At 72.8% G+C, this 20142-nt stretch carries 17 protein-coding genes; 4 read left to right on the forward strand and 13 right to left on the reverse strand.

Annotated features, from left to right (window positions below; translation table 11 throughout):
• Positions 1 to 28: 28 nt before the first annotated feature.
• Entirely contained in the window at positions 29 to 1408 is a 1380-nt protein-coding gene (locus FM051_RS20170) for a class-II fumarase/aspartase family protein (protein WP_158845581.1), read from the reverse strand.
• Positions 1405 to 3411 carry an FAD/NAD(P)-binding protein gene (locus FM051_RS20175; protein WP_158845584.1) on the reverse strand — a complete coding sequence of 669 codons (2007 nt, stop codon included), beginning with the start codon at positions 3409 to 3411 and terminating at the stop codon, positions 1405 to 1407. The genes FM051_RS20170 and FM051_RS20175 overlap by 4 nt, the downstream gene beginning before the upstream one ends.
• A gap of 244 nt (positions 3412 to 3655) precedes the next feature.
• Here FM051_RS20175 and FM051_RS20180 point away from each other — a divergent pair, with 244 nt between their 5' ends.
• From FM051_RS20180 to FM051_RS20190, 3 genes are read left to right on the forward strand one after another with little or no spacing between them, the layout of a single operon-like run.
• The gene (locus FM051_RS20180; protein ID WP_158845587.1) at positions 3656 to 4900 is read left to right on the forward strand and encodes an aspartate kinase; all 1245 of its coding nucleotides are present in this window, start codon (positions 3656 to 3658) and stop codon (positions 4898 to 4900) included.
• Positions 4901 to 4922: 22 nt separating this feature from the next.
• Positions 4923 to 5738 (forward strand): 2-amino-3,7-dideoxy-D-threo-hept-6-ulosonate synthase, encoded by an 816-nt coding sequence (locus FM051_RS20185; protein WP_202918935.1) that lies wholly within the window; start codon positions 4923 to 4925, stop codon positions 5736 to 5738.
• Between the two features lie 22 nt (positions 5739 to 5760).
• Entirely contained in the window at positions 5761 to 6867 is a 1107-nt protein-coding gene (locus FM051_RS20190) for a 3-dehydroquinate synthase II (RefSeq protein WP_158845593.1), read from the forward strand.
• Between the two features lie 123 nt (positions 6868 to 6990).
• Here the strand turns inward: FM051_RS20190 and FM051_RS20195 are convergent, their stop codons facing one another.
• The 6 genes from FM051_RS20195 to FM051_RS20220 all read right to left on the reverse strand — a co-directional run bounded on the left by FM051_RS20195 (position 6991) and on the right by FM051_RS20220 (position 14620).
• Positions 6991 to 8055, reverse strand: coding sequence for a methyltransferase (locus FM051_RS20195; protein WP_158845596.1), 1065 nt, complete (start codon positions 8053 to 8055; stop codon positions 6991 to 6993).
• A 47-nt stretch (positions 8056 to 8102) separates the two neighbouring features.
• Positions 8103 to 9803 (reverse strand): AMP-binding protein, encoded by a 1701-nt coding sequence (locus FM051_RS20200; protein ID WP_158845599.1) that lies wholly within the window; start codon positions 9801 to 9803, stop codon positions 8103 to 8105.
• A gap of 102 nt (positions 9804 to 9905) precedes the next feature.
• Complete coding sequence (locus FM051_RS20205; protein WP_158845602.1) at positions 9906 to 10274, reverse strand: VOC family protein; 369 nt, start codon at positions 10272 to 10274, stop codon at positions 9906 to 9908.
• Positions 10275 to 10420: 146 nt separating this feature from the next.
• Positions 10421 to 13186, reverse strand: a complete 2766-nt coding sequence (locus FM051_RS53205; protein ID WP_158845605.1) for a helix-turn-helix transcriptional regulator — start codon at positions 13184 to 13186, stop codon at positions 10421 to 10423.
• A 243-nt stretch (positions 13187 to 13429) separates the two neighbouring features.
• Positions 13430 to 13747: a DMT family transporter gene (locus tag FM051_RS20215; RefSeq protein WP_158845608.1), complete on the reverse strand. Its 318-nt coding sequence runs from the start codon at positions 13745 to 13747 to the stop codon at positions 13430 to 13432.
• A 132-nt stretch (positions 13748 to 13879) separates the two neighbouring features.
• The gene (locus FM051_RS20220; RefSeq protein ID WP_158845610.1) at positions 13880 to 14620 is read right to left on the reverse strand and encodes an SDR family NAD(P)-dependent oxidoreductase; all 741 of its coding nucleotides are present in this window, start codon (positions 14618 to 14620) and stop codon (positions 13880 to 13882) included.
• Between the two features lie 104 nt (positions 14621 to 14724).
• Here FM051_RS20220 and FM051_RS20225 point away from each other — a divergent pair, with 104 nt between their 5' ends.
• A complete protein-coding gene (locus tag FM051_RS20225) occupies positions 14725 to 15333 on the forward strand; it encodes a TetR/AcrR family transcriptional regulator (RefSeq protein ID WP_158845613.1) in 609 nt (202 codons plus the stop codon).
• Between the two features lie 98 nt (positions 15334 to 15431).
• Here FM051_RS20225 and FM051_RS20230 read toward each other — a convergent pair whose 3' ends face one another.
• From FM051_RS20230 to FM051_RS20250, 5 genes are all read right to left on the reverse strand, one after another.
• Positions 15432 to 15956, reverse strand: coding sequence for a quercetin 2,3-dioxygenase (locus tag FM051_RS20230; RefSeq protein WP_158845616.1), 525 nt, complete (start codon positions 15954 to 15956; stop codon positions 15432 to 15434).
• Positions 15957 to 16016: 60 nt separating this feature from the next.
• Complete coding sequence (locus tag FM051_RS20235) at positions 16017 to 16904, reverse strand: NAD-dependent epimerase/dehydratase family protein (protein WP_158845618.1); 888 nt, start codon at positions 16902 to 16904, stop codon at positions 16017 to 16019.
• A 35-nt stretch (positions 16905 to 16939) separates the two neighbouring features.
• Positions 16940 to 17779, reverse strand: a complete 840-nt coding sequence (locus tag FM051_RS20240) for an NmrA family NAD(P)-binding protein (RefSeq protein ID WP_158845621.1) — start codon at positions 17777 to 17779, stop codon at positions 16940 to 16942.
• A gap of 26 nt (positions 17780 to 17805) precedes the next feature.
• Entirely contained in the window at positions 17806 to 18924 is a 1119-nt protein-coding gene (locus FM051_RS20245) for an NAD(P)/FAD-dependent oxidoreductase (protein WP_158845623.1), read from the reverse strand.
• Positions 18925 to 19111: 187 nt separating this feature from the next.
• Positions 19112 to 20065 (reverse strand): GlxA family transcriptional regulator, encoded by a 954-nt coding sequence (locus FM051_RS20250; protein ID WP_158845625.1) that lies wholly within the window; start codon positions 20063 to 20065, stop codon positions 19112 to 19114.
• Between the last annotated feature and the right edge of the window lie 77 nt (positions 20066 to 20142).

The following is a 20142-nucleotide window of genomic DNA, read 5'->3' on the forward strand; positions in this document are numbered from 1 at the left end:
CCCCCGAGGTGGGTGGGGCGCGAGGGGTTCAACTCTGCTTGCGGTAGCGGTCGAGGGCCCGGTCCACCAGCAGCCTCGCCGCGCCCAGGTACTCGGCGGGGTCGAGGAGCGCGGCGGCGTTCACGGGCAGGTCCGCGAGTTCGGGCGCTTCCCGCAGCAGGACCTCGAAGCGGCCCTTGCCCGCGGCGGCGGCCAGCGAGATCCGGGCCAGCACGCGCTTCGCGGTGGCCTTGCCGAGCTGCGGGGCCAGCACCGCGTTGAGCCGTTCGGCGACGATCGCCCCGCCGGTCAGGTCGAGGTTGGCGCGCATCCGGGCGGGGAAGACCTCCAGGCCGCGCACCAGCTCCGCGGCCGTGTGCGCCGCGCCCGCGGTCAGCCGCAGGCACTCGCGCAGCGGCTGCCACTCGGCGTGCCACGCGCCGGCGGCGCGTTCGTCCTCGGACACCAGCGCCTGGGTCAGCGCCAAGGCGTGCGTCGGCACCTGCCGGGCGGCGGAGACCAGCAGGGTGGACAGCACCGGGTTGCGCTTCTGCGGCATCGCCGAGGACGCGCCGCGGCCGTCGGCGGCGGGCTCGGCCACCTCGCCGACCTCGGTCCGCGACATCACCTGGACGTCCACCGCGATCTTCCCCAGCGCGCCCGTCACGAACGACGACACCGCCGCGATGTCGGCCAACGGGGTGCGCAGCGAGTGCCACGGCACGGCCGGTTCGACCAGGCCCAACTGCGCCGCGAAGACCGGCAGCACCGCCATCGCACGCCCGGGATCGCGACCGGCGTACTCGGTGTAGGCCGACAGCGTCCCGGCCGCGCCTCCGAGCTGGGCGGGCAACCCGGTCTCCGTGAGCACCCGCACCCGGGCGACCGAGTCCACCAGCAGCGTCAGCCAGCCCGCCGCCTTGAGCCCGAACGTGGTGGGCACGGCGTGCTGGGTCAGCGTGCGGCCCGCCATCGGGGTGTCGCGGTGCTCCTCGGCCAGCGTCTCCGCCGCGGCGGCGGCGCGGCGGAGGTCCGCCAGCACGCGGTCGGCCATCCGCGCGGTCAGCACCATCGCGGCCGAGTCCAGGATGTCCTGACTGGTGCCGCCGCGGTGGACGTACTCGGCGGCGGACGGGGCGCGCGCGGCCACCGCCGCGGTGAGCAGCCCCACCAGGGCGACGACCGGGTTGGCCGCCTCGCGCGCCGCCACGGCCAGCGCGGCGATGTCGAAGCAGTCGGCGCGGGCGGCCTCCGCGATCGCGGTGGCCGCCTCGGCCGGGATGATCCCCAATCGGGCCTGGGCCCTGGCCAGGGCCACCTCCACGTCCAGCATCGCCTGCACCCAGGCGCGGTCACCCACCTCTCGGTCGGCTCCGGTGCCCGCCCAGACGGGCGAGAGCAGACCGGTGTCGGTGTCCGGGAACGTCATCGTGTCCTCCGCGCGGTCGGGACGGGGGCGCAGCTGGTCGGCAGCCAGGCCAACGGGATGTGCCGGGTGAGGTAGAGCCGCCGGTAGGGCACGGCGGGCCGGCCCAGCGCCAGGCAGGCGCGGGCGATGGCATCGGCGTCGGCGAGGATCACCGAGTTCACCCCCGGTCGCACGCCGGCCGCGGTCACCCAGTGCACCGCCTCGGTGGGCACGCCGAAGGCGAACCGGCGCGGGTGCGGCCTGCGGTCGGCGTCGAGCACGTGGTACGGCCGACGGGTCACCGCCAGACCGCCGGTCTCGTAGTCGCCGTCCATCCGGTCCGGGATGCGGTAGGGGGCGCACCGGCCACCCCGGCGCAGGCCGCGGATCACCGGGTCGGTCGTGCGCCGCACGTCCACCTCGGGCAGCCGGGCCTCGATCAGCGTGCCCACGCGCACCACCGACCCCGGCACACCGGTGGCCAGCGCGACGAACCCCGTGCCCAGCGGGTCCGGCTCGATCCGGGTACCGGGGCCGAGCACGGTCAGCACACCGTGCCTGATCAGCGCGATCATTTCCCGGGCGCGGCTCACCGGCGGCCCGATCGACAGGAAGGCGTTGAGCGGGGTGTACCACTCCTGCAGCTCCGCCCGGTACGAGCGACCGCTGATCCCGCTGTGGTCGACGACCAGCCGCACCTCGTTGCGCAGGTCCCGCAGCACGTCCAGCGCCGCCTTGAGCGGTCCGCGCACGTTGCCGAGCACGGCCTGGGCGACGTCGTCGCGCAGGTGCTCCACCAGCCAGTCGCGGAAGTCGTCCGGCCCGGTGAACACCCGGGAGCCGTACGGGCGGGCGATGGTCTCCCAGTCCCAGCGCAGCGCCGGCGGGATGCCGAAGCGGTCGAGCAGGTCGTCCTCGGCGGCCGGGGACAGGTCGGCGGTGAACTTCCGCAGGAACCGGGCCGCCGAGGCGGTGCGGCCCCGTTCGGCGAGCAGCGTGCAGTAGTAGACCGCGCGCACTTCGCGGGAGACCAGTGGCCAGACGTCGCGGCGGAACTCCGGAGCGCGGCCGTCGTCGGCGTGGGCGCGCAGCTCGGCGATCACGGCCGGGGTGAGGAACAGCGGCTCGTGCCTGCCCGACGCGCCCTTCTGGTTCTCCCCGCGGGAGTGGTAGGGCACGCCTCGCCGCGACCCGGCGTACAGGCGCGGCTCACGACCGGACGGGTGGTAGACGAGCTCCCCGTCGGGCCCCTCGGTGAACCGGCCGTCCCGTCCTCTGGTCAGCAGGGCCATGTAGTCGAAGAAGTTCAGGCCCATTCCGCGCAACGCCACCGCCTCGCCGGGCGGGATGGTGTCGAGGTCGGCGTCGGCGGGGTTGCCGGGCGCGAAGTAGCGCAGGCCGTGCGTGGCGGCGAATTCCCGCAACCGGTGCACGCCGGACTCGGCCGGCATGTCGACGTGTCCCTGGGCCAGCACCACCGACACCAGTCCGGAGAGCACTTGGCCGTTGTCCAGGACGACGACCTGGGTGCCGTCCTCGTCGTCCTCCACCGAGATCGCGGTGGCCCGGTGGCGCACGATGCCCACGCCGATCGGGGCGTTGACCTCCAGGTGGCGCAGCACCCACTTCAGGTAGTGGCCGTAGAAGGCGCGCGAGGGATAGGAGTCCGGGGTGAGTTCGCGGGCCTCACGGCGCACGTTCTCCGGGTAGTCGTCGAATTCCCCGACCAGCCGCAGGCCCGTCGCCCAGTCGTACAGGCTCGGGCCGGGCACGATCGGCCCGACGCACTCCACGCTGTCGTCGGTGAACAGGGTGACCTGCGAGGCGATGGTGTTCATCAGCAGTTCACCGGGTTGGTCGGTGCGCCAGACGCGACCTCCGGAATCGACGTAGGGGTCGATCAGGTGCACCACAACCCGGCCGCGTGTGACGTCGGCGTTGGCGCACAGGCGCTCGACAACCGAGAGTCCGCGCGGTCCGGCGCCGATCACGCAGATCGCCGATCTCACGTCAATGGAAGACATTCCGCCCCCGTACCGGCCTGGTCCGCTGACTGGGTCTTGACGCACGTCCGCACGTCGAGCTTCACCGGCCGCGGACGGACCGGGCATCACGTCTTCGCGTGATTCAGCGCGCACAACGGTTTCGCGGCACGCATTCCGGTGATGGCGGGCCAACATCCCGCGTTCCCGTGATCCTCACGAGGAAAGCCCTGTGTAGAACAGGTTTTGACCGCCTGCCCGATTCCGGTGCGAGGGTGCGATGAGCATGATCATCCAGAAGTACGGCGGCAGTTCGGTCGCCACGGTGGACAAGATCCGCGCGGTGGCGACCGCCGTGGGCGCCGTGCACACCGCCAGAACACCGGTCGTCGTGATCGTCTCGGCGCGCGGGGACACCACCGACCGACTGCTGGACGCCGCGGCGGAGGTGGCCACCGCGCCGTCCCCGCGCGAGACCGACCAACTGCTGGCCGTGGGCGAGAACGCCTCGGCCGCGCAGCTGGCCATGGCGCTGCACGAGCTGGGCGTGCCCGCCGTGTCCCTCACCGGGGCGCAGGCGGGCATCACCGCCGTGGGGCGGCACGGCGCCGGCGTGATCGAGGCCATCGACACCACGCGCATCCGCGCCCACGCCGCGAACGGGGACGTCGTGGTGGTCGCGGGCTTCCAGGGCGTCAACGGGCGCGGTGACGTCGTGACGCTGGGGCGCGGCGGGTCGGACACCACCGCCGTGGCCGTGGCCGCCGCGCTGGGCGCCTCCTCGTGCGAGATCTGCACCGACGTGGACGGCGTGTTCACCGCCGACCCGCGCATCGTCGCGGGGGCACGGGTGCTGCCCACCATCGACGCGGACGTGATGGCCGAGATGGCGTTCGCCGGCGCGCAGGTGCTGCACTCGCGCGCGGTGGAACTGGCCGCGGTCGGTGGGGTCCGCATCGTGGTCCGAAGTTCGTTCGGCCGATCACCCGGCACCACCATCCTGGGACGGAGCAGCCAGCAGATGATCGAGACCACCGGGTTCGTCACCGCCATCGCACACGACCACGAGGTGGCCCTGGTCCGGGTCAGGCAGACCAGCCGCCCGCAGCCCGACCTGGCCGTGGCACTGCTCGCCGAGCTGGCCGGGCGCCGCGTGTCGGTGGACATGGTGGCCTGGACCGGCCACGCCGACCCGGGCCTGGTGATGGGCGTGGCCGTGCACCGCGGGCAGTTGCGCGCCGCCCAGGAGGCGCTGGCCGAGCTGGTCGGCCGGTTCGACTGCGAGATCCGCCTCGACGAACCGGTCGGCAAGCTGTCGGTCGTCGGGACCGGGCTGCTCAACCGGCCCGAGCACACCGCGCGCATGCTCTCCGCGCTCGGCTCGATCGGGGTGGCGCCGATCTGGGTGTCCACCACCCAGCAGCGCACTTCGGTGCTGATCGCGGCGGACCGGCTGGTCGAGGCGGTCGGTGTGCTGCACCGGGCGTTCGACCTCGATCGCGACGGCTTCGAATCCATGACCCCGGCGTGACGACGGAAAGGACACGGTGGTGATGACCAACAGATCGTTCGGCAGCCACGTCCGGCTGCGGAGGCTGTTCCGGCACGTCCAGGACCGGCTCCTGGTGGTCCCCCTGGACCACTCGGTGACCGACGGGCCGATCGCCTCCAGGCACGGCCTGTCCGAACTGGTCTCGCAGCTGGCCGCCAGCCGGGTGGACGCGGTGGTGCTGCACAAGGGCAGCCTGCGGCACCTGGACGCCCGGTCGTTCACCGACACCGCGCTGATCGTGCACCTCAGCGCCAGCACCATGCACGCGCCCGACCCGGACGCCAAGTACCTGGTGTCCACTGTGGAGGAAGCACTGCGGATGGGTGCGGACGCGGTGAGCGTGCACGTCAACATCGGCTCCGACAGCGAGCGGCGGCAGATCGCCGACCTCGCCGCGGTGGCCGACGCGTGCGACCGCTGGAACGTGCCGCTGCTGGCGATGATGTACCCGAGGGGGCCGCGGATCACCGACCCCAGGGATCCGGCGCTCATCGCGCACGCCGCGGTGCTGGCCGCCGACCTCGGCGCCGACATCGTCAAGTCGGTGTACGCGGGTTCACCGCTCGCGATGGCCGACGTGGTGGCGGCCTGCCCCGTGCCGCTGATCGTGGCGGGCGGCCCGCAGCGCGGCGACACGCCCAGCGTCATGTCCTATGTGGAGGACGTCCTGTCGTCCGGCGCGATCGGCGTGGCGATGGGCCGCAACATCTTCCAGGCGCCGGACCCCGGTTCACGGGCCCGAGCCGTGGCGGGCGTCGTGCACCGGTCCAAGGCCACCGCGCCCGAGCCCCGGCTCGCCGCGGGCATCCCCGAATAACCCACCTGTCGAGGAGACCACGATGAAGCTGTGCTGGCTGGATGTCCGCGCCGTACCGGAGCAGACCCGGGCGGCGGTCCTGGAGGAGGCGGTGCACCAGCGGATCGACGGCGTGGTGGCCGCCGACCCGGCCGACCTGGTCGGGCTGCCGCCGACCGTGCGCAAGGTCCTCTTCCCGCACGACCTCCCGCTGCCGGAGGACTTCGGCCCGGCGGACGTGGTGATCGTGGACCCGGATCGGCACGGGCACCCCGCGGAGCTGCGGACCCGGTTCCCGGGGGTGGAGTTCGGGCGGTTCGTGGAGATCGTCGACGCGCCCACGCTGGAACTGGCCTGCCAGTCCGCGCGCACCGAGCCGTGGAGCCTGCTGCTGTTCCGCGACCCCACGAAGATCCCGCTGGAGATCGTCATCGCGGCGGCGGCCGGCGCCACCGGCAACATCGTCACGGTGGCGGCGGACGTCGAGGAGGCCGGGATCATCTTCGGCGTGCTCGAACTCGGCTCCGACGGGGTGATGATGGCGCCGGCCGAGGTCGGCGACGCCACCGCGCTCAAGGCTTCGGCCAACACGACGACCCCGGACCTGGAGCTGGTGGAGCTGAGGGTGACGGCCACCGAGCACATCGGCATGGGGGAGCGGGCGTGCGTGGACACCTGCACGTACTTCCGCGAGGACGAGGGCATCCTGGTCGGCTCGCACTCCAAGGGCATGATCCTGTGCGTCAGCGAGACCCACCCGCTGCCGTACATGCCGACCCGGCCGTTCCGGGTCAACGCCGGTGCGATCCACTCCTACACCCTGTCCAAGGACTCGCGGACGAACTACCTCAGCGAGCTGAGGGCGGGCAGCAAGGTGCTCGCGGTGGACATCAAGGGGCAGACCAGGTTGGTCACCGTGGGCCGGGTGAAGATCGAGACGCGCCCGCTGATCTCGGTGGACGCGGTGTCCTCCGACGGCCGCGCGGTGAACCTGATCCTCCAGGACGACTGGCACGTGCGCGTCCTCGGTCCGGGCGGGGTGGTCCTCAACAGCACGGAGCTGCGGCCGGGCGACGTCGTGCTGGGCTACCTGCCCGCCGAGGACCGGCACGTCGGCTACCCGATCGACGAGTTCTGCCTGGAGCAGTGACGGAATGAGGGAACGGCCCGTGCCTCCCCACAGGGCACGGGCCGTTCCGCTGTCCGGCCGACCGCGCGCCGGAACGCCGAAGCCCCGGGCCGGCCGACCGGACCCGGGGCTCGGGAGGGACTGTCAGTCGCGGACCGCGACGATGACGCTGGTCGGCGACGAGGTGGGCCGGGTCTCCACGTGGCGCAGGCCGGCCCGTTCGAACAGGGTGATGAACTCCGCCTCGGTGCGCACCTGGCCGGTCAGCAGGGTGAGCATCACGATGTCCTCGAACTTGCCGAAGTGCGGCACGTCGCCCTCCGGCAGGACCTCGTCGATGATGATCAGGCGGCCGTCCGGGGGCAGGACGTCGCGGATGTTGCGCAGGATCGTGACGGAGTCCTCGTCGTCCCAGTCGTGGATGGTCCAGGACAGCACGTAGGTGTCGCCACCGGCGGGCACCGATTCCAGGAAGTTGCCGCCCACGCACCGGACCCGGCCGCTCACGCCGGCGGCGTCCAGGTGCGCGGCCGCCTCGGGCACCACGCGCGGCAGGTCGAACACCACCGCGTGCATCTCCTGGTAGCGCTCCAGCAGGGTCGCGACCAGGGTGCCCTTGCCGCCGCCCACGTCCACCAGGGTCCGCACGTCGGACAGGTCGTAGGACTCCAGGGTGGCGCCGTTGACCATCCTGGCCATGCTGGACATCGCGCTGTTGAACATGCTCGCCAGCTCCGGGTGCGCGGCGAAGTAGCTCCACCAGTCCTGGCCGTGCACGTGGTCGAACGAGGGCTTGCCGGTGCGCAGGCTGTGCGCCAGCGCGCCGAAGGACCGCTGCCGCTCGGGCAGGCCGACGTAGCGGGCCAGGCTCCGCATCGAGCCGGGCACGTCCGAGCGCAGCGTCCGCGCCAGCGGGGTCAGCGCGAAGTGCCGGGGGACGACCTCGGTGAACACCCCCACGCTGGCCAGCGCGCGCAGCGCCCGGTACAGCGCGTGCGGGTCGCTGTCGGTGGCCTTGGCGAGGTCGTCGACGTGCGTGGGCGCCTCGCCGACCGCGTCGGCCACGCCGAGCTCGGCCACCGCGATGAGCAGCTGGCTCACCAGGGAGCTGTAGAGCATCTCGTACATGCGGACCGCGGGCGGCACGTCGCCGCGGCCTCCCGCGCCGGTCACGCCGGAGACGTCGAGGGGCTGGATGGTGTCGGTCATGGTTCTCCTATGGCAGTGCGTCCGGCAGTGCGTCTCGCAGTGCGCCGTCAGACGGCAGCGCGGTCCCGGTCCTGGCGGTCGAGCACGTCGGCGAACCGCTCCCGCAGCTGCCGCTTGAGCACCTTGCCGGTGGCGCCGGTGGGGAAGTCGGCGGGTTCGGCGGCGACGACGGCGCCCCTCAACCGGGCCAGGCCCTTGCGGTCGAGCGCGGCGTTGAGCACGCCCAGCAGGTCGTCGGGCGCGGGCTCGTCCGGGCGCAGCTTGACCGTGGCGAACGGGACGTGCCCGGTCTCCGGCGCGGGCGCCCGCACCGCGACCACCGCGCAGTCGGTGACCTGGGGGCAGCTCGCCAGGATCGCCTCCTCCAGGGGCAGGCTGTGCACCGGCCCGTCCGCGCCGTGGATCACGTCGGGCACCCGGTCGAGGTGGAAGAAGCGGCCCTTGCGGTCGCGGTAGACCACGTCGCCGGTCAGCCAGTAGCCCGACGTGGAGGACTTGGTGGTCAGCTCGGAGTTGTTCCAGTAGCCCGGTGTGCGGGTCGGCGTGCGGACGCCGAGCCTGCCCACCTGGCCGGGGCCCAGCTCGCGGCCGTCGTCGTCGAGGACGGTTGCTCGCCGGACCACGCCGACCGGGGTGCCGACGCAGCGGTCGTAGTCGTCCCGCTCGGGCTCGCTGACCTTGCGGAACAGCGCCATCCCCATCTCCGAGGACCCCAGGCCGTCGATGAAGCGGGAACCGGCCCTGCCACCGCCGCGGCCGGGCCGGTGGCCGTGCCTGATGAGGGCCTTGATGTGCGCCTCGTGAGCCGAGTCGCCGGTGTTGATCCAGCTGTGCACGGCCGCGGTGCCCGCGCGGTCGAGGTCCATCGCGGCCAGCTCGGCGTAGGTCTGCGGGAAGGCCACCACGATCATCGGCCGGAACCAGCGCATCGCGGCGTGCACGGCCTTCCCGGACGAGTCGGCCATCACCAGCGTGGGCAACCCGAGCAGGGTGGCCGTCATCAGGTAGCTGATCCCCGCCGAGTGCGACTGGGGCAGCGCGGAGAGCATCCGGTTGCCGCGTGCGGACGGGAACGTCCACAACCGGTGCCGCTTGCCGAGGAAGAACTGGCGGTGCGCGAAGATCGCCGACTTCGGCGGGCCGGTGGTGCCGGAGGTGTGGCAGAGCATGACGGGGTCCTCGTCGCCCGGCGGGTACGGGTAGAGCGCGGGCAGGTCGCGCGGGTCGGCGTCCCGGTCGGGCATCCGCTCGGCCACGCTCCGGAAGCGCACCGACTCCGGCAGCGCGCCGCTGTCCTGCAACGCGCCGAGCCTGCGCGCGTCGGCGACCACGCCCACCGCGCCGACGCGGGTCAGGTACGCCGCCGCGATGTCCGGGTCCATCCGGCCGTTGACCAGGGTGGCGATCGCGCCCAGCGAGCTGAGCGCGAGGAAGTGGAGGAAGGACTCGACGCCCTCGCCGAGGTACACGCCGACGGGATCGCCCTTGCGCACCCCCGCCGCGTGGTAGTGGGCGGCGTAGGCGGTGCGGATCTCGACGAGCCGGTCGAGGCTCAGCGGCTCGACCGTCCCGTCGGGCCGTTGGGCGAACAGGAACGGTTCGTCCCGGGTGGGGCTGACCCGGTGGGCGCGGTCGAGGAAGTTGCCCACGCCGAGGTCCCGGTCGCCCAGCAGGCGGAGCCGGGCGACCAGCGGCATGGCCGCGGTGGGTCGGATGCGGAGAGGGGACGGGTGGGTGCTCTGGCTCATGTGCCTGCCTCCGAGGAACGCGGTGTGGCGACGAAGGGGGTGAGACACCGCCCCGTTCCGCCCGGCACCCGGTCGAGGGCCGGGCGGAACGGTGGCGCCAGGTCAGCCGGTGTAGATGGTCAGCTCGTAGCCGTCGGGGTCCTTGAACTGGAACTCGCGGCCGCAGAACCCGTCGCACGGCGGCTTGGTGATGGTCACGTCGTGCTCGGCCAGGTGCGCGGCGAGCTTGTCCGGGTCCTCGGCGTGGATCCAGATCACCACTCCGTGGCCCAGCTGGGACACCGCGTCCAGGTCGATGACCGACTTGCGCAGGGCCAGCTTGATCGGCTTGGTGTCGAGCACGGCGGCGTTGGGGTTCTTCGAGGACTCCGTGGGCTCGAAGCCCATCAGCTCGGTGTAGAACCGCAGCGACCGCTCGACGTCGCGGACCTGGAGGGTGAGGAAGTTGGGCCCGATCGCGTTAGTGGGCATGGAATCTCCCTGCTCGCCCCGGTGTGCCCACCGGGTAGGGTGGCTGTCCTCCCAGCCTGCCGCCGCGGCGCCGTCCGCCCATCCCGTGTTCGCGCGATAGTCGCGGGATCACGTCCCCCCGAGCCCTTCGAGTCCTTTGTGGATCGTTACGAGACGGCGCTCTCCGGGCCGATGTCGTGCACCAGGACGAGCCGGGTCAGCTCCACGCGGCTGGTGATGCCGAGCTTGACGAAGCTGTGCCGCAGGTGGCTGTCCACGGTGTGCGGCGACAGGAAGAGCTTCAGGGCCACCTCGCGGTTGGTCAGCCCTTGCGCCACCAGCCGCACCACCCGCAGCTCGGACTGGGTGAGGCTGGACCAGCCCGCGCCGTTGTCCTGGCGGATGCGCTTGCGCACGCCCAGTTCGCGCAGCAGCTGCTGGGCCCGGTTCGCGCTGCGCTTGGCGCCGCACTCGCCGAAGAGGCCGACGGCCTCGTCCAGGGCCTCCACCGCGGCGACCCGCCTGCCCGCGAACTCCTCGGCCACCCCCAGGTCGGTCAGGGCGTCGGCCAGGTCCAGCGGGCGCGGACCGGTCCGGTACCGGGCGACCGCCTCGCGCAGCACGCCGGCGTCCCGCCGCAGGAGTCCCTTGGCGTGCAGGGACGCCGCGCCCAGCGAGACCGCGCCCCGGTTGCGCTCACCGAACGCGCGGATCGACTCGACCACCAGCTCCGCGGTCTCCGACGCGCCGGTGATCAACGCCAGGCGCACCAGCCGCGGCGCGGCGGCGGGCTCGCGGCTGAACAGCATGACCCGGTCGGGCAGCCGGTCGAGCAGCGGTTCCAGCCGGGACAGGGCGACGGCGTGCTGGCCGGTGGCCTCGTCCAGCGCCGCCCACGCCCACGGCAGGTACTCCGGCGTGGGCGAGCTGTCGGCGCACACCTCCTCGGCGCGGCGCAGGTAGTTGCGGGTCAGCACCAGGTCGTCGCGGCGGATGGCGATCCGTGCCAGCAGGGCCAGCAGGGGCAGGCCGAGCGGGTGGGCGTTGAGCTGCTCGGAGACCAGCACACCGGTCTCCGCCTCGGCCGCGGCGGCGTCCAGCCTGCCCTCGGCGAAGCGCAGTTCGGCGCGCTCGCGGTGCCACAGCGGACGCGCCCACCAGGCGCCGTGGCCGTCCACGGAGATCTGCGCGTGCGCCAGTTCGGCCTCGGTGGCGGCGAAATCGTCGAGGGCGGCGTGCGCGGCGGCCAGCCACAGCCGGGGGAGGTGCACGCGCGGACCGTCGGCGCGCGCGGCGACCGCGACCGCCTCGGTGGCGTGCGCCAGCGCCCCGGTGAGGTCGCCACGCATCCGGGCGGCACCGCTGCGGGCCGCGGCGGCACCCGCGACCGCGGCGTGGTCGCTCTCCCTGCTGCCGATCAGCACGGCGTCCGCGGCGGCCGCGTCGGCGCTCACCGCGTCGCCGACACCCAGCAGGGCGTGCGCGTGGGTGGCGAGCAGTTCGGCACGGGCGGGGCTGTTGCCGCTGACGCGGGCCAGCGCCTGGGCGGTGTAGCCACCGGTGCGCCCGGTGCGGCCGGTGATCTCCAACGCCATCGCCAACCGCAGCAGCACGTCCACTTCGGACTCCGGGTCCAGCCCCGTGGCCAGCGCGCGTTCACCGAGTTCGATGGCCTCGGTCGCGCGCCCGGCCAACGTGAGCAGCCAGACCCCGTCGGCGATCAACCGGGGCCTGCCGGGGTCGCCGCTGTCGAGCAGGTCGAGCATCCGCAGCACCAGGTCGGCCTCGGTGTTGGGCGCCATCTCGTGCACCGACTGGCGCACCAGGGTGATGGTCTCCAGGTCGGTGCGGCAGCCGCTCCGCATCACGTGCTCCAGGACCTCGCCGGACGAGCCGCCCTCCGTCCGCACGACCTGCACCGCCTCGCGGTGCAGGGCCAGCCGGACCGGCCCGGAAAGCCTGCCGTACAGGGCTTCCCGGATCAGGTCGTGCCGGAAGGACAGGGTGCGCCCGCCGTCGACCAGGATCGCCGCGTCGATCGCCTCGCCGATGGCGGGTAACAGCTCCACCGGCGCACGGCCGACCAGTCCGGCGACCTCGTGCACGGTGAACGGCCTGCCCAGCACCGCGCCCGCGTCGAGCACCCGCTTCGTCGTGTCGGACAGGTCGCGCAGCCGGTGCGCCACCGCGCTGAGGAAGCCGCCGTTGAGCTGCTTGCCCAGCAGGCGGACCCCGCCGTGGTCGACGACCAGTTGCCCGGAGTCGCGCAGGGTGGTGAGCAGGTGGTCGAGCAGGAACGGGTTGCCGTTGCAGCGCTCGGCGAGTTCGAGCACGGTCTGGTCCGGTGGCACGCCCAGCACCTGCTCGCACAGGGTGCGGACCGCGTCGAGGTCCAACGGCCCCAGCGGCAGCCGGTGCGCGCCCTCGTCGAGCAACCACTCGACGGTGTCCTGCGCGTAACCGCGCGCCGGGGCCGGTCGTCTGGCCAGTAACCACATCACCGGTGCGGAGGCCATGGCGGGGATCAACATGCGCAGCGCGAGCGCGGACAGCTCGTCGGACCACTGGGCGTCGTCCAGCACGATCAGCAGCGGCCGTTGCGCGGCGCTCGCCTCGATCAGGTCGCCGACCCGGTCGACCAGCCGCAGCGCGTTGCGCTCGCTCTCCACGTCCGCGAAAGCCTGTGACAGCAAGGGGCGCAGCACGCTGCGCAAGCTCGCCAGCGGCACCCGGTGGTCCAGTTCGGTGGCTCGGCCCGCCAGCACGCCGATCCCGGTGGCGCGGGCCTGGGCGGTCGTCGCCTCCAGTACTCCCGACTTGCCGATGCCCGCCGGTCCTTCCGCGACGAAGCAGGATCCCTTGCCCACCGCCGTCATCCGCAGTCCGGTGTCCAGTCGGGCGAGCACGGGCTCCCGTCCAATGAGCGGACGCATCAGCTTCTCCATGAGAATTCGTCCTCTCATCCAGCCACGATTACAGAGGGAGTGCGATCTGCGACGCACGGTCACGATCATCCAAGGTAGGCGGTGGCCCCGGAAAACCGCTGATCGAGTGACATACCGGACAATCATCCTGTTTTTTCCGCACCATTGTCCTGTGTGGACATAGGGGGACGGGCGCACGTCAGCCTTCGTCCGCGTCGGGCGCGTGCGGACGAAGGCTGTGGACCGATTCGGCTAGCCCTCGACCAGACGCAGCCCCACGATGCCCAGGACGATCATCGACATGAAGACGACCCGTCCCGCGGAGAACGTCTCGCCGAAGGCGATGATGCCCGCGATGGCCACGCCCACGGCGCCGATGCCGACCCAGACGGCGTACCCGGTGCCCGCGGGGAGGTGCTTCATGGCGAGGGAGAGCAGGACGAAGCTCACCAGGGCGCCGGTGATGCCGACGACGCTGGGCCAGAACCTGCTGAACCCCTCGGACTGCTTGAGCGCGGTGGCCCAGACGATCTCCAGGAGACCCGCGAAGACGAGAATGGTCCAGGCCATCGTTGTGCCCTTCACTGTTGCCTTGGTCGTGAGCCGCTCGGTCGTCACGCCCCGCCTGCCTTTCCGATTCCGCCGTGCGCACGGTGGGGCGGGCCGCGCCGGTGTGGAGTCCGCCGCGGCCCGCTACCGTGCTCAGGCGTTCGAGCCGCCGTCGACGGTGATGGACGTGCCGGTGATGTGCCGGCCACCCGGTCCGGCGAGGAAGGCCACCGTGTTGGCGATGTCGGCGGTCTGGCCGTAGCGGCCCAACGGGATCAGGCTGACCTCGTCCTCGGCGGTCTCGCCGTCGGCCGGGTTCATCTCGGTGTCCGTGGAGCCGGGGTGCACGAGGTTGGCCGTGATGCCGCGCTCGCCCAGGTCGCGCGCCAGGCCCTTGGTGAAGCCGATGAGCGCCGACTTGCTCATCGAGTACAGCGCCACGCCGGGGTAGGGCACCCGCTCGGCCAGGCTGCTGCCGATCGAGACGATCCGGCCGCCCTCGGTCATGTGCCGCACGGCCGCCTGGCTGGCCAGGTAGACCGCGCGGGTGTGGATGGCCAGGGTGCGGTCGACCTCTTCGAGCGACACGTCGTCGATGAGGCCGTAGGGGAAGATCCCGGCGTTGTTGACCAGGACGTCCAGCCGTCCGAACTCGGCGGCCGTCTGGTCGACCGCGGCGACGACCGCGGCGGCGTCGGTGTTGTCCGCCGCGATGGCGATCCCGCGTCCGCCCAGGGCCTTGATCTGCTCGACCACCTCGTCGGCGCGTTCCTTCGCGCTGGTGTAGGTGATCGCCACGTCAGCTCCGGACTCGCCGAGGCGCAGGGCGATGGCGGCCCCGATCCCCCGGCTCCCGCCGGTCACGAGCGCCGCCTTGCCAGCCAGTTCGGACATGCGTCCTCTTTTCTGTGTCGAGTGATACATAAATACTATGGCCGGCGTGTCGTACCCTTGTCAAGGAATTACGTGTTGGTCGGTACAGATATGGGGTGGTGACCGTGCCCGGACGCGGTAGGCCGCGCGCCTTCGACCGGACGACGGCGCTGAGTCGCGCCATGATGGTGTTCTGGCAGAACGGTTACGAGTCCACCTCGATGACCGACCTCACCGGTGCGATGGGCATCAACTCCCCGAGCCTGTACGCCGCGTTCGGTTCCAAGGAGCGGCTCTTCCGCGAGGCCGTGTCCCACTACGACGAGACCGAGGGCGCCGCGGCGGCCAGGGCGCTGCGCGAGCAGCCCACCGCACGTGACGCCATAGCCGAGGTGCTGCGGATCAACGCCGTGGCGTACACCGACCAGGAGAAGCCGCGCGGCTGCATGATCGTGCTCTCCGCCACCCTGCACGCCGACTGCGGGGAGGATCTGCACGACCACCTCGCCGAGCTGCGCAGGAGCACCGAACGGGCGTTCCGCGAACGGGTCGAGCGCGGCATCGCCGACGGGGACGTGCCCGCGGGCGTCGACGCCGCGACCATCGCGGGCTTCTACAACGCCCTCCTGGAGGGCATGTCGGTGCAGGCGCGGGACGGGGCCTCGCGCGCCGCCCTCAGCGCCATCGCCGAGAGCGCCATCGCCGCGTGGGACGTGCTCACCGGCGTGCGCTGACCAGGGTGCCGACCCGGGGGCGCCGACCCGCGGCGGGCGGGCGTCCACGACGGGACCCGCCGACCGCGCGCGGGCGGCGGACCACCCGTGCCGGGTGGCTAGTGGCTCACGATCCCGTACTTGCTCTCGGCGATCGCCATCGCCTCGCCAACCCGTGCCTCGAAGGTGTCCGCGGTCGGCGCCTGCTGCCCCTCGACGACCGGGGTTCCGACCTCCAGGAAGAACTCCTCGAACCCGCTGGGCAGGAACAGCAGCAGCATCCTGGCCGCGTCGTCGCCGACGTTCTTGAACCGGTGCGGCGCCCCACGCGGGATGTAGATGAACGAGCCGGGCTCGGCGACCACGGCGCGGTCGTCGGCGACGACCTCGATCCGCCCGCCGAGGATGTAGAACGCCTCGTCCTCGTTGTCGTGGGAGTGCATCGGCGGACCGCTCAGCGGCGGGATCTCGGCCTCCATCAGGCCCAGCGCGCCACCGGTGGAGGCCACCCCGGCCTTGACGGTGTACTTGTCGCCGCTGAAGGCCCACACACTGCGGCCCGCGCCCGGCGGCAGGTAGATCGCCTGCGGGCGCTCCCCGTCGCCGACCGGGGTGATCTCGAACTGCTCCACGTCGAAGCTCATCGGTCCTCGCTCTCTCGCGCCGTTCCCACCGACACTGCTGTGCGCCGCGTGCCGCGCGCATCACGTCTTCTCGGGATCGAGGTCGCGCAACGGCCAGATCCCGTGCGCGGGCCACCACCCCAGTTCCACCCGCGCCGCGGTGCTGCTCACCCGGTGCGACACGACGTCCAGCGGTGCCTCGGCGGTCGCGGGCGGAGGCGGGCAGCCGTCGAAGGCGGCCAGGCCGGACAGGTAGTGCGCGATCCGCAGCGGCTCGTCGGCGATGTTGAACACCGCGCCCGGCCGGGGGTTCTCCACCACGGCGACGACCGCCGCGGCGAAATCGGCCACGTGCACCATGGACACGAACTCCCGCCCGCCGCACGGCCCGCGCAGCGTGCCCTCGCGCAGTTGGCGGCGCAGTTGGTCCTGGCCGGTGCCCGGCCCGACGAACCGCGCGCCGCGCAGGATCGTCCAGGCCACCCGGTCGGTGGGCAGCGCCCGCACGGTGGCCTCCATCGCCGCGACCGGTGCGGCCACCACCGCCCGCGTCGGGCAGGTGTCCAGCTCCTCGTCCTCGTCCAGCCACCGGTCGCCGCCGTCCGGGTAGGCCATCGTGACGCTCATCTGCACCAGCGCGGGCGTGCCCGCGGCCAGCACCGCCTCGGCGACCACCAGCGTGCCCTCGCGGCGCAGCCGGGTGTTCTCCTGCCACGCGCCGCGGGCGGCGAAGTCCCGGGGGATCGCGGTGGCGGTGTTGACCACCACGTCCGCGTCGTCCAGCAGCGCGCGCAGCCGTTCGGGGGTGTCCGGGTCGAGCAGGCCGGCCCGGACCCGGCGGACGCCGTCGGGCAGGGTGTCCAGCCGCCCTCCCGGCGACATGACGGTGACCTCGTGGCCGCCGCGAAGCAGCAGGGGTATGAGGTACCGGCCGAGCACCCCGGTGGCCCCGATGGCGAAGACACGCATCTGTTGGTTCCCTTTTCGCTGTGCGGAATCGGCGGTCAGACCAGCCGCAGGTCGCCCACGTAGTCGGCGAAGCGACGCGCGGGCCGCCCCGTCCACCGCTCGACCGTGTCGGTCACCGTCGCGGCCAGCCCCGCCCGGTAGGTCGCGTACAGCTCCAGGCGCGCTTCCACCGCCCACGGCGGCATACCCGCGGCGGTGAGCGCGGCCTTGGCGGTGTCCGGGTCGACGTCGACGTGCCGGACGTCGAGCCCCAGCGCTTTGCCGACCAGGTCGGCGGCGGTGGGGTAGTCCAGCGCCTGCGGGCCGGTCAGCTCCAGCACGGCGTCGGTCCGCGGTGGTGTGGTGAGCGCGACGGCGGCGACCGCGGCCACGTCCCGGGCGTCGACCATGCTGACCTTCGCGTCACCCACCGGCAGCACGAGTTCGCCGCGGGCGGCGATGCTGGGCAGCCACTGCCGGGCGTTCTGCATGAACGCGTTGGGCCGCAGCATGGTGTAGCGGATGCCGGACTCGGCGACGGCCTGCTCGGCGATGCCGTGCTGGCGGTGGACCCGGCACGCGGAGGTCGGGTCGGCGCCCAGCGCGGACACCTTGACCACGTGCCGCACACCCGCCCGCCGGGCGGCGTCGACGATGCCCTGCTGGAGCATGTCCTGGGCGGGGTGCAGCGGGGTGAGCAGGAACAGCGACCCGGTGCCCGCCAGCGCCGTCGTCAGCGTGCCCGGTCGGGTCAGGTCGCCCTCCACCGGTTCGGCGACGCCCGCGGGCAGCACCGACCCGGGCCGCACCAGGGCACGGACCCGCACGCCGCGCCCGACCAGTTCGGTCAGCAGCGCGCGGCCGATCGTGCCGGTGCTGCCCAGCAGCGTGATCACGTCCCCTCCGGACCGGGGCGGCACGGTCACGCCGCCCGCAGCGCGGTGGCGCCCGCCAGCCGCAGCCGCGCGGGCAGCACGTCGTCCACAGCGGACTCGGCCAGCAGTTCGCCGAGCACCGGGGCCAGCTTGAACAGGTTGTGCCCGGCGATGGCGGTCACGCCGCCGGTGTGCCAGACCCGGAACGCGTCGCTGCCCGCCGGGAGCTTGGTCATCACGCACACCCGGATGCCCACCGGCTCGGAGTCGAGGCCGGGCAGGGCGCGCCGCACGTAGGACTGGAGTCGGCGCACGTGCTCGTCCATCGTGGAGCCCGGAGGCAGGGCGCCCGCGGCGTCGAACGGCACGTCCACGTCGGGACCGATCAGGCCCAACACGTACCGGCCGGTGCTGCCGATCGGCGAGCCGTAGACCTTCTCGCCGAACTCGCCGGTGATGTCCACCCAGCAGGGCAGCGGTTCGCCGCGGTACCCGTCGCGGAGCCGGAAGTGCGGGCGCGCGTGCAGCGCCGACCGCACCGGCATGTCGAAACCGACCCCGGCGCCCAGCCGGGGCGCGGCGGTGCCGGCGCAGATCACGACGTGCCGGGCCCGGTAGATGGACTCGGTGGTCTGGATCTCCACGCCGTCGCCGTCCGGCGGAACCGTGACACTGTGGATGTCGGCCTGCACGATCCGGTCGCCCACCCAGCCCGCCAGCGCGTCGATGGTGCGCTTGGCCCGGATGGCGCCCCCGTCGGGATCGACCAACAGCGGCCCGGACACCGGGGCCAGCGGCCCGAACAGCGACCGGTGTTCCGCGGGATCGGCGAAGCGGTGCTCGACGCCGTGTGCGCGCATGCCCGCCGCGTGGTCGGGGGTCATGCCCGCGTAGACGACGCCCTCGTCACCGATCAGCCTGCGGCCCAACCGCTTGGCCCACCGGTCGAAGCCCTCCTTGCCCGCCACCGCGAGCCCCACCACCTGCTCGCTGTCGTGGCGGTGCCGGAACGTCCGGGTGAGACCGCCGGAGAGCCCGCGTCCGGGTGGACGTCCGTCGAAGCACGTCACGTCCACTCCCAGGCGCACCAGCGCCTCGGTGGTGGCCAGACCGAGGATCCCGGCGCCGATCACCGCGATGTCGAGCTGCCGCCGGTGCTCAGCCATGGGCCCGGCCTTGTCGGATCAGACCGCGAATCATGAACGCCTCCTGCTCCGTGGGGTGGTAGCCAGCCACGGCGATCTTGCTGCCGAGCCGCCGGACCGGTCATCCCGCGTCCTCGTGATAGGCGTGCGCCATCCCGGTGGAACCGGACGGTTCGGGACTGTTCGGGACGGTTCGGGGACCACCGGGTCAGTTGGTGCCGGTTCCCCGGAAGGCGGTGCGGTAGGCGTTGGGGCTGGTGCCGACGACGCGTTTGAAGCGGTCGCGGAAGGCGGTGGGTGAGCCGAACCCGACCTGGCCGGCGATCCGGTCGATCGGGTGGTCGGTGGCTTCCAACAGGTGCTGCGCCTGGCGGATTCGGGCGCGGTGCAGCCATTGCAGGGGAGTGGTGCCGGTTTGTTCGCGGAAGCGCCGGTTGAGGGTGCGGGTGCTCATCCCGGCGTGGGCGGCGATGTCGTCAAGGGCCAGGTCGTGCGCGGTGTTGTCCTCCAGCCAGCGCAACAGGGGCTCCAGGACCGAACCCCGCGGCAGGGGTGGCTGGTCGTGGACGATGAACTGCGCCTGCCCGCCTTCGCGTTCCAGGGGCATGACCGACAGGCGGGCGGCGTCGGCGGCGACCGCGGAGCCGTGGTCGCGGCGGATCAGGTGCAGGCACAGGTCGAGTCCGGCGGCGGCGCCGGCGGAGGTCAGGAACTGGCCGTTGTCGACGTAGAGCACGTCCGGGTCCACCTTGATCTCCGGGTGGAGTCGGGCCAGCGCGGGTGCGGCGAGCCAGTGGGTCGTCGCGGGCAGGCCGTCGAGCAGTCCGGCGGCGGCGAGGATGAACGCGCCGGCGCAGATCGAGGCGATCCGGGTGCCGTTGTCGGCGGCCTGCCGCAGCGCGTCGAGAACCTCGGCCGGGATCGGGGCGGTCGGGTCGGCGCAGCCGGGCAGGATGATCGTGTCCGCCTCGGTCAGGGCCTCCAGCCCGTACGGCGGCTGGAGGGTGAACGCTCCGGTGTCGACGGTCGGGGTGGCGCCGCAGACGCGGAGGCGATAGGCGGGGCGGCCGTCGGGCAGTCGGGTGCGGGTGAACACCTCGATGGGGGTGGACAGGTCGAACGGGATGACCTTGTCCAAGGCGAGCACGGCCACGGTGTGCATGGCGACACGATAGGGACCAGTCGCCGACACCCTGGGCACCACGCGGACCGCCGCGATGTCCGCGGAACTCGGCGCGA

The organism is Saccharothrix deserti (assembly GCF_009769385.1).
GTDB classification, from domain to species: domain Bacteria; phylum Actinomycetota; class Actinomycetes; order Mycobacteriales; family Pseudonocardiaceae; genus Actinosynnema; species Actinosynnema deserti.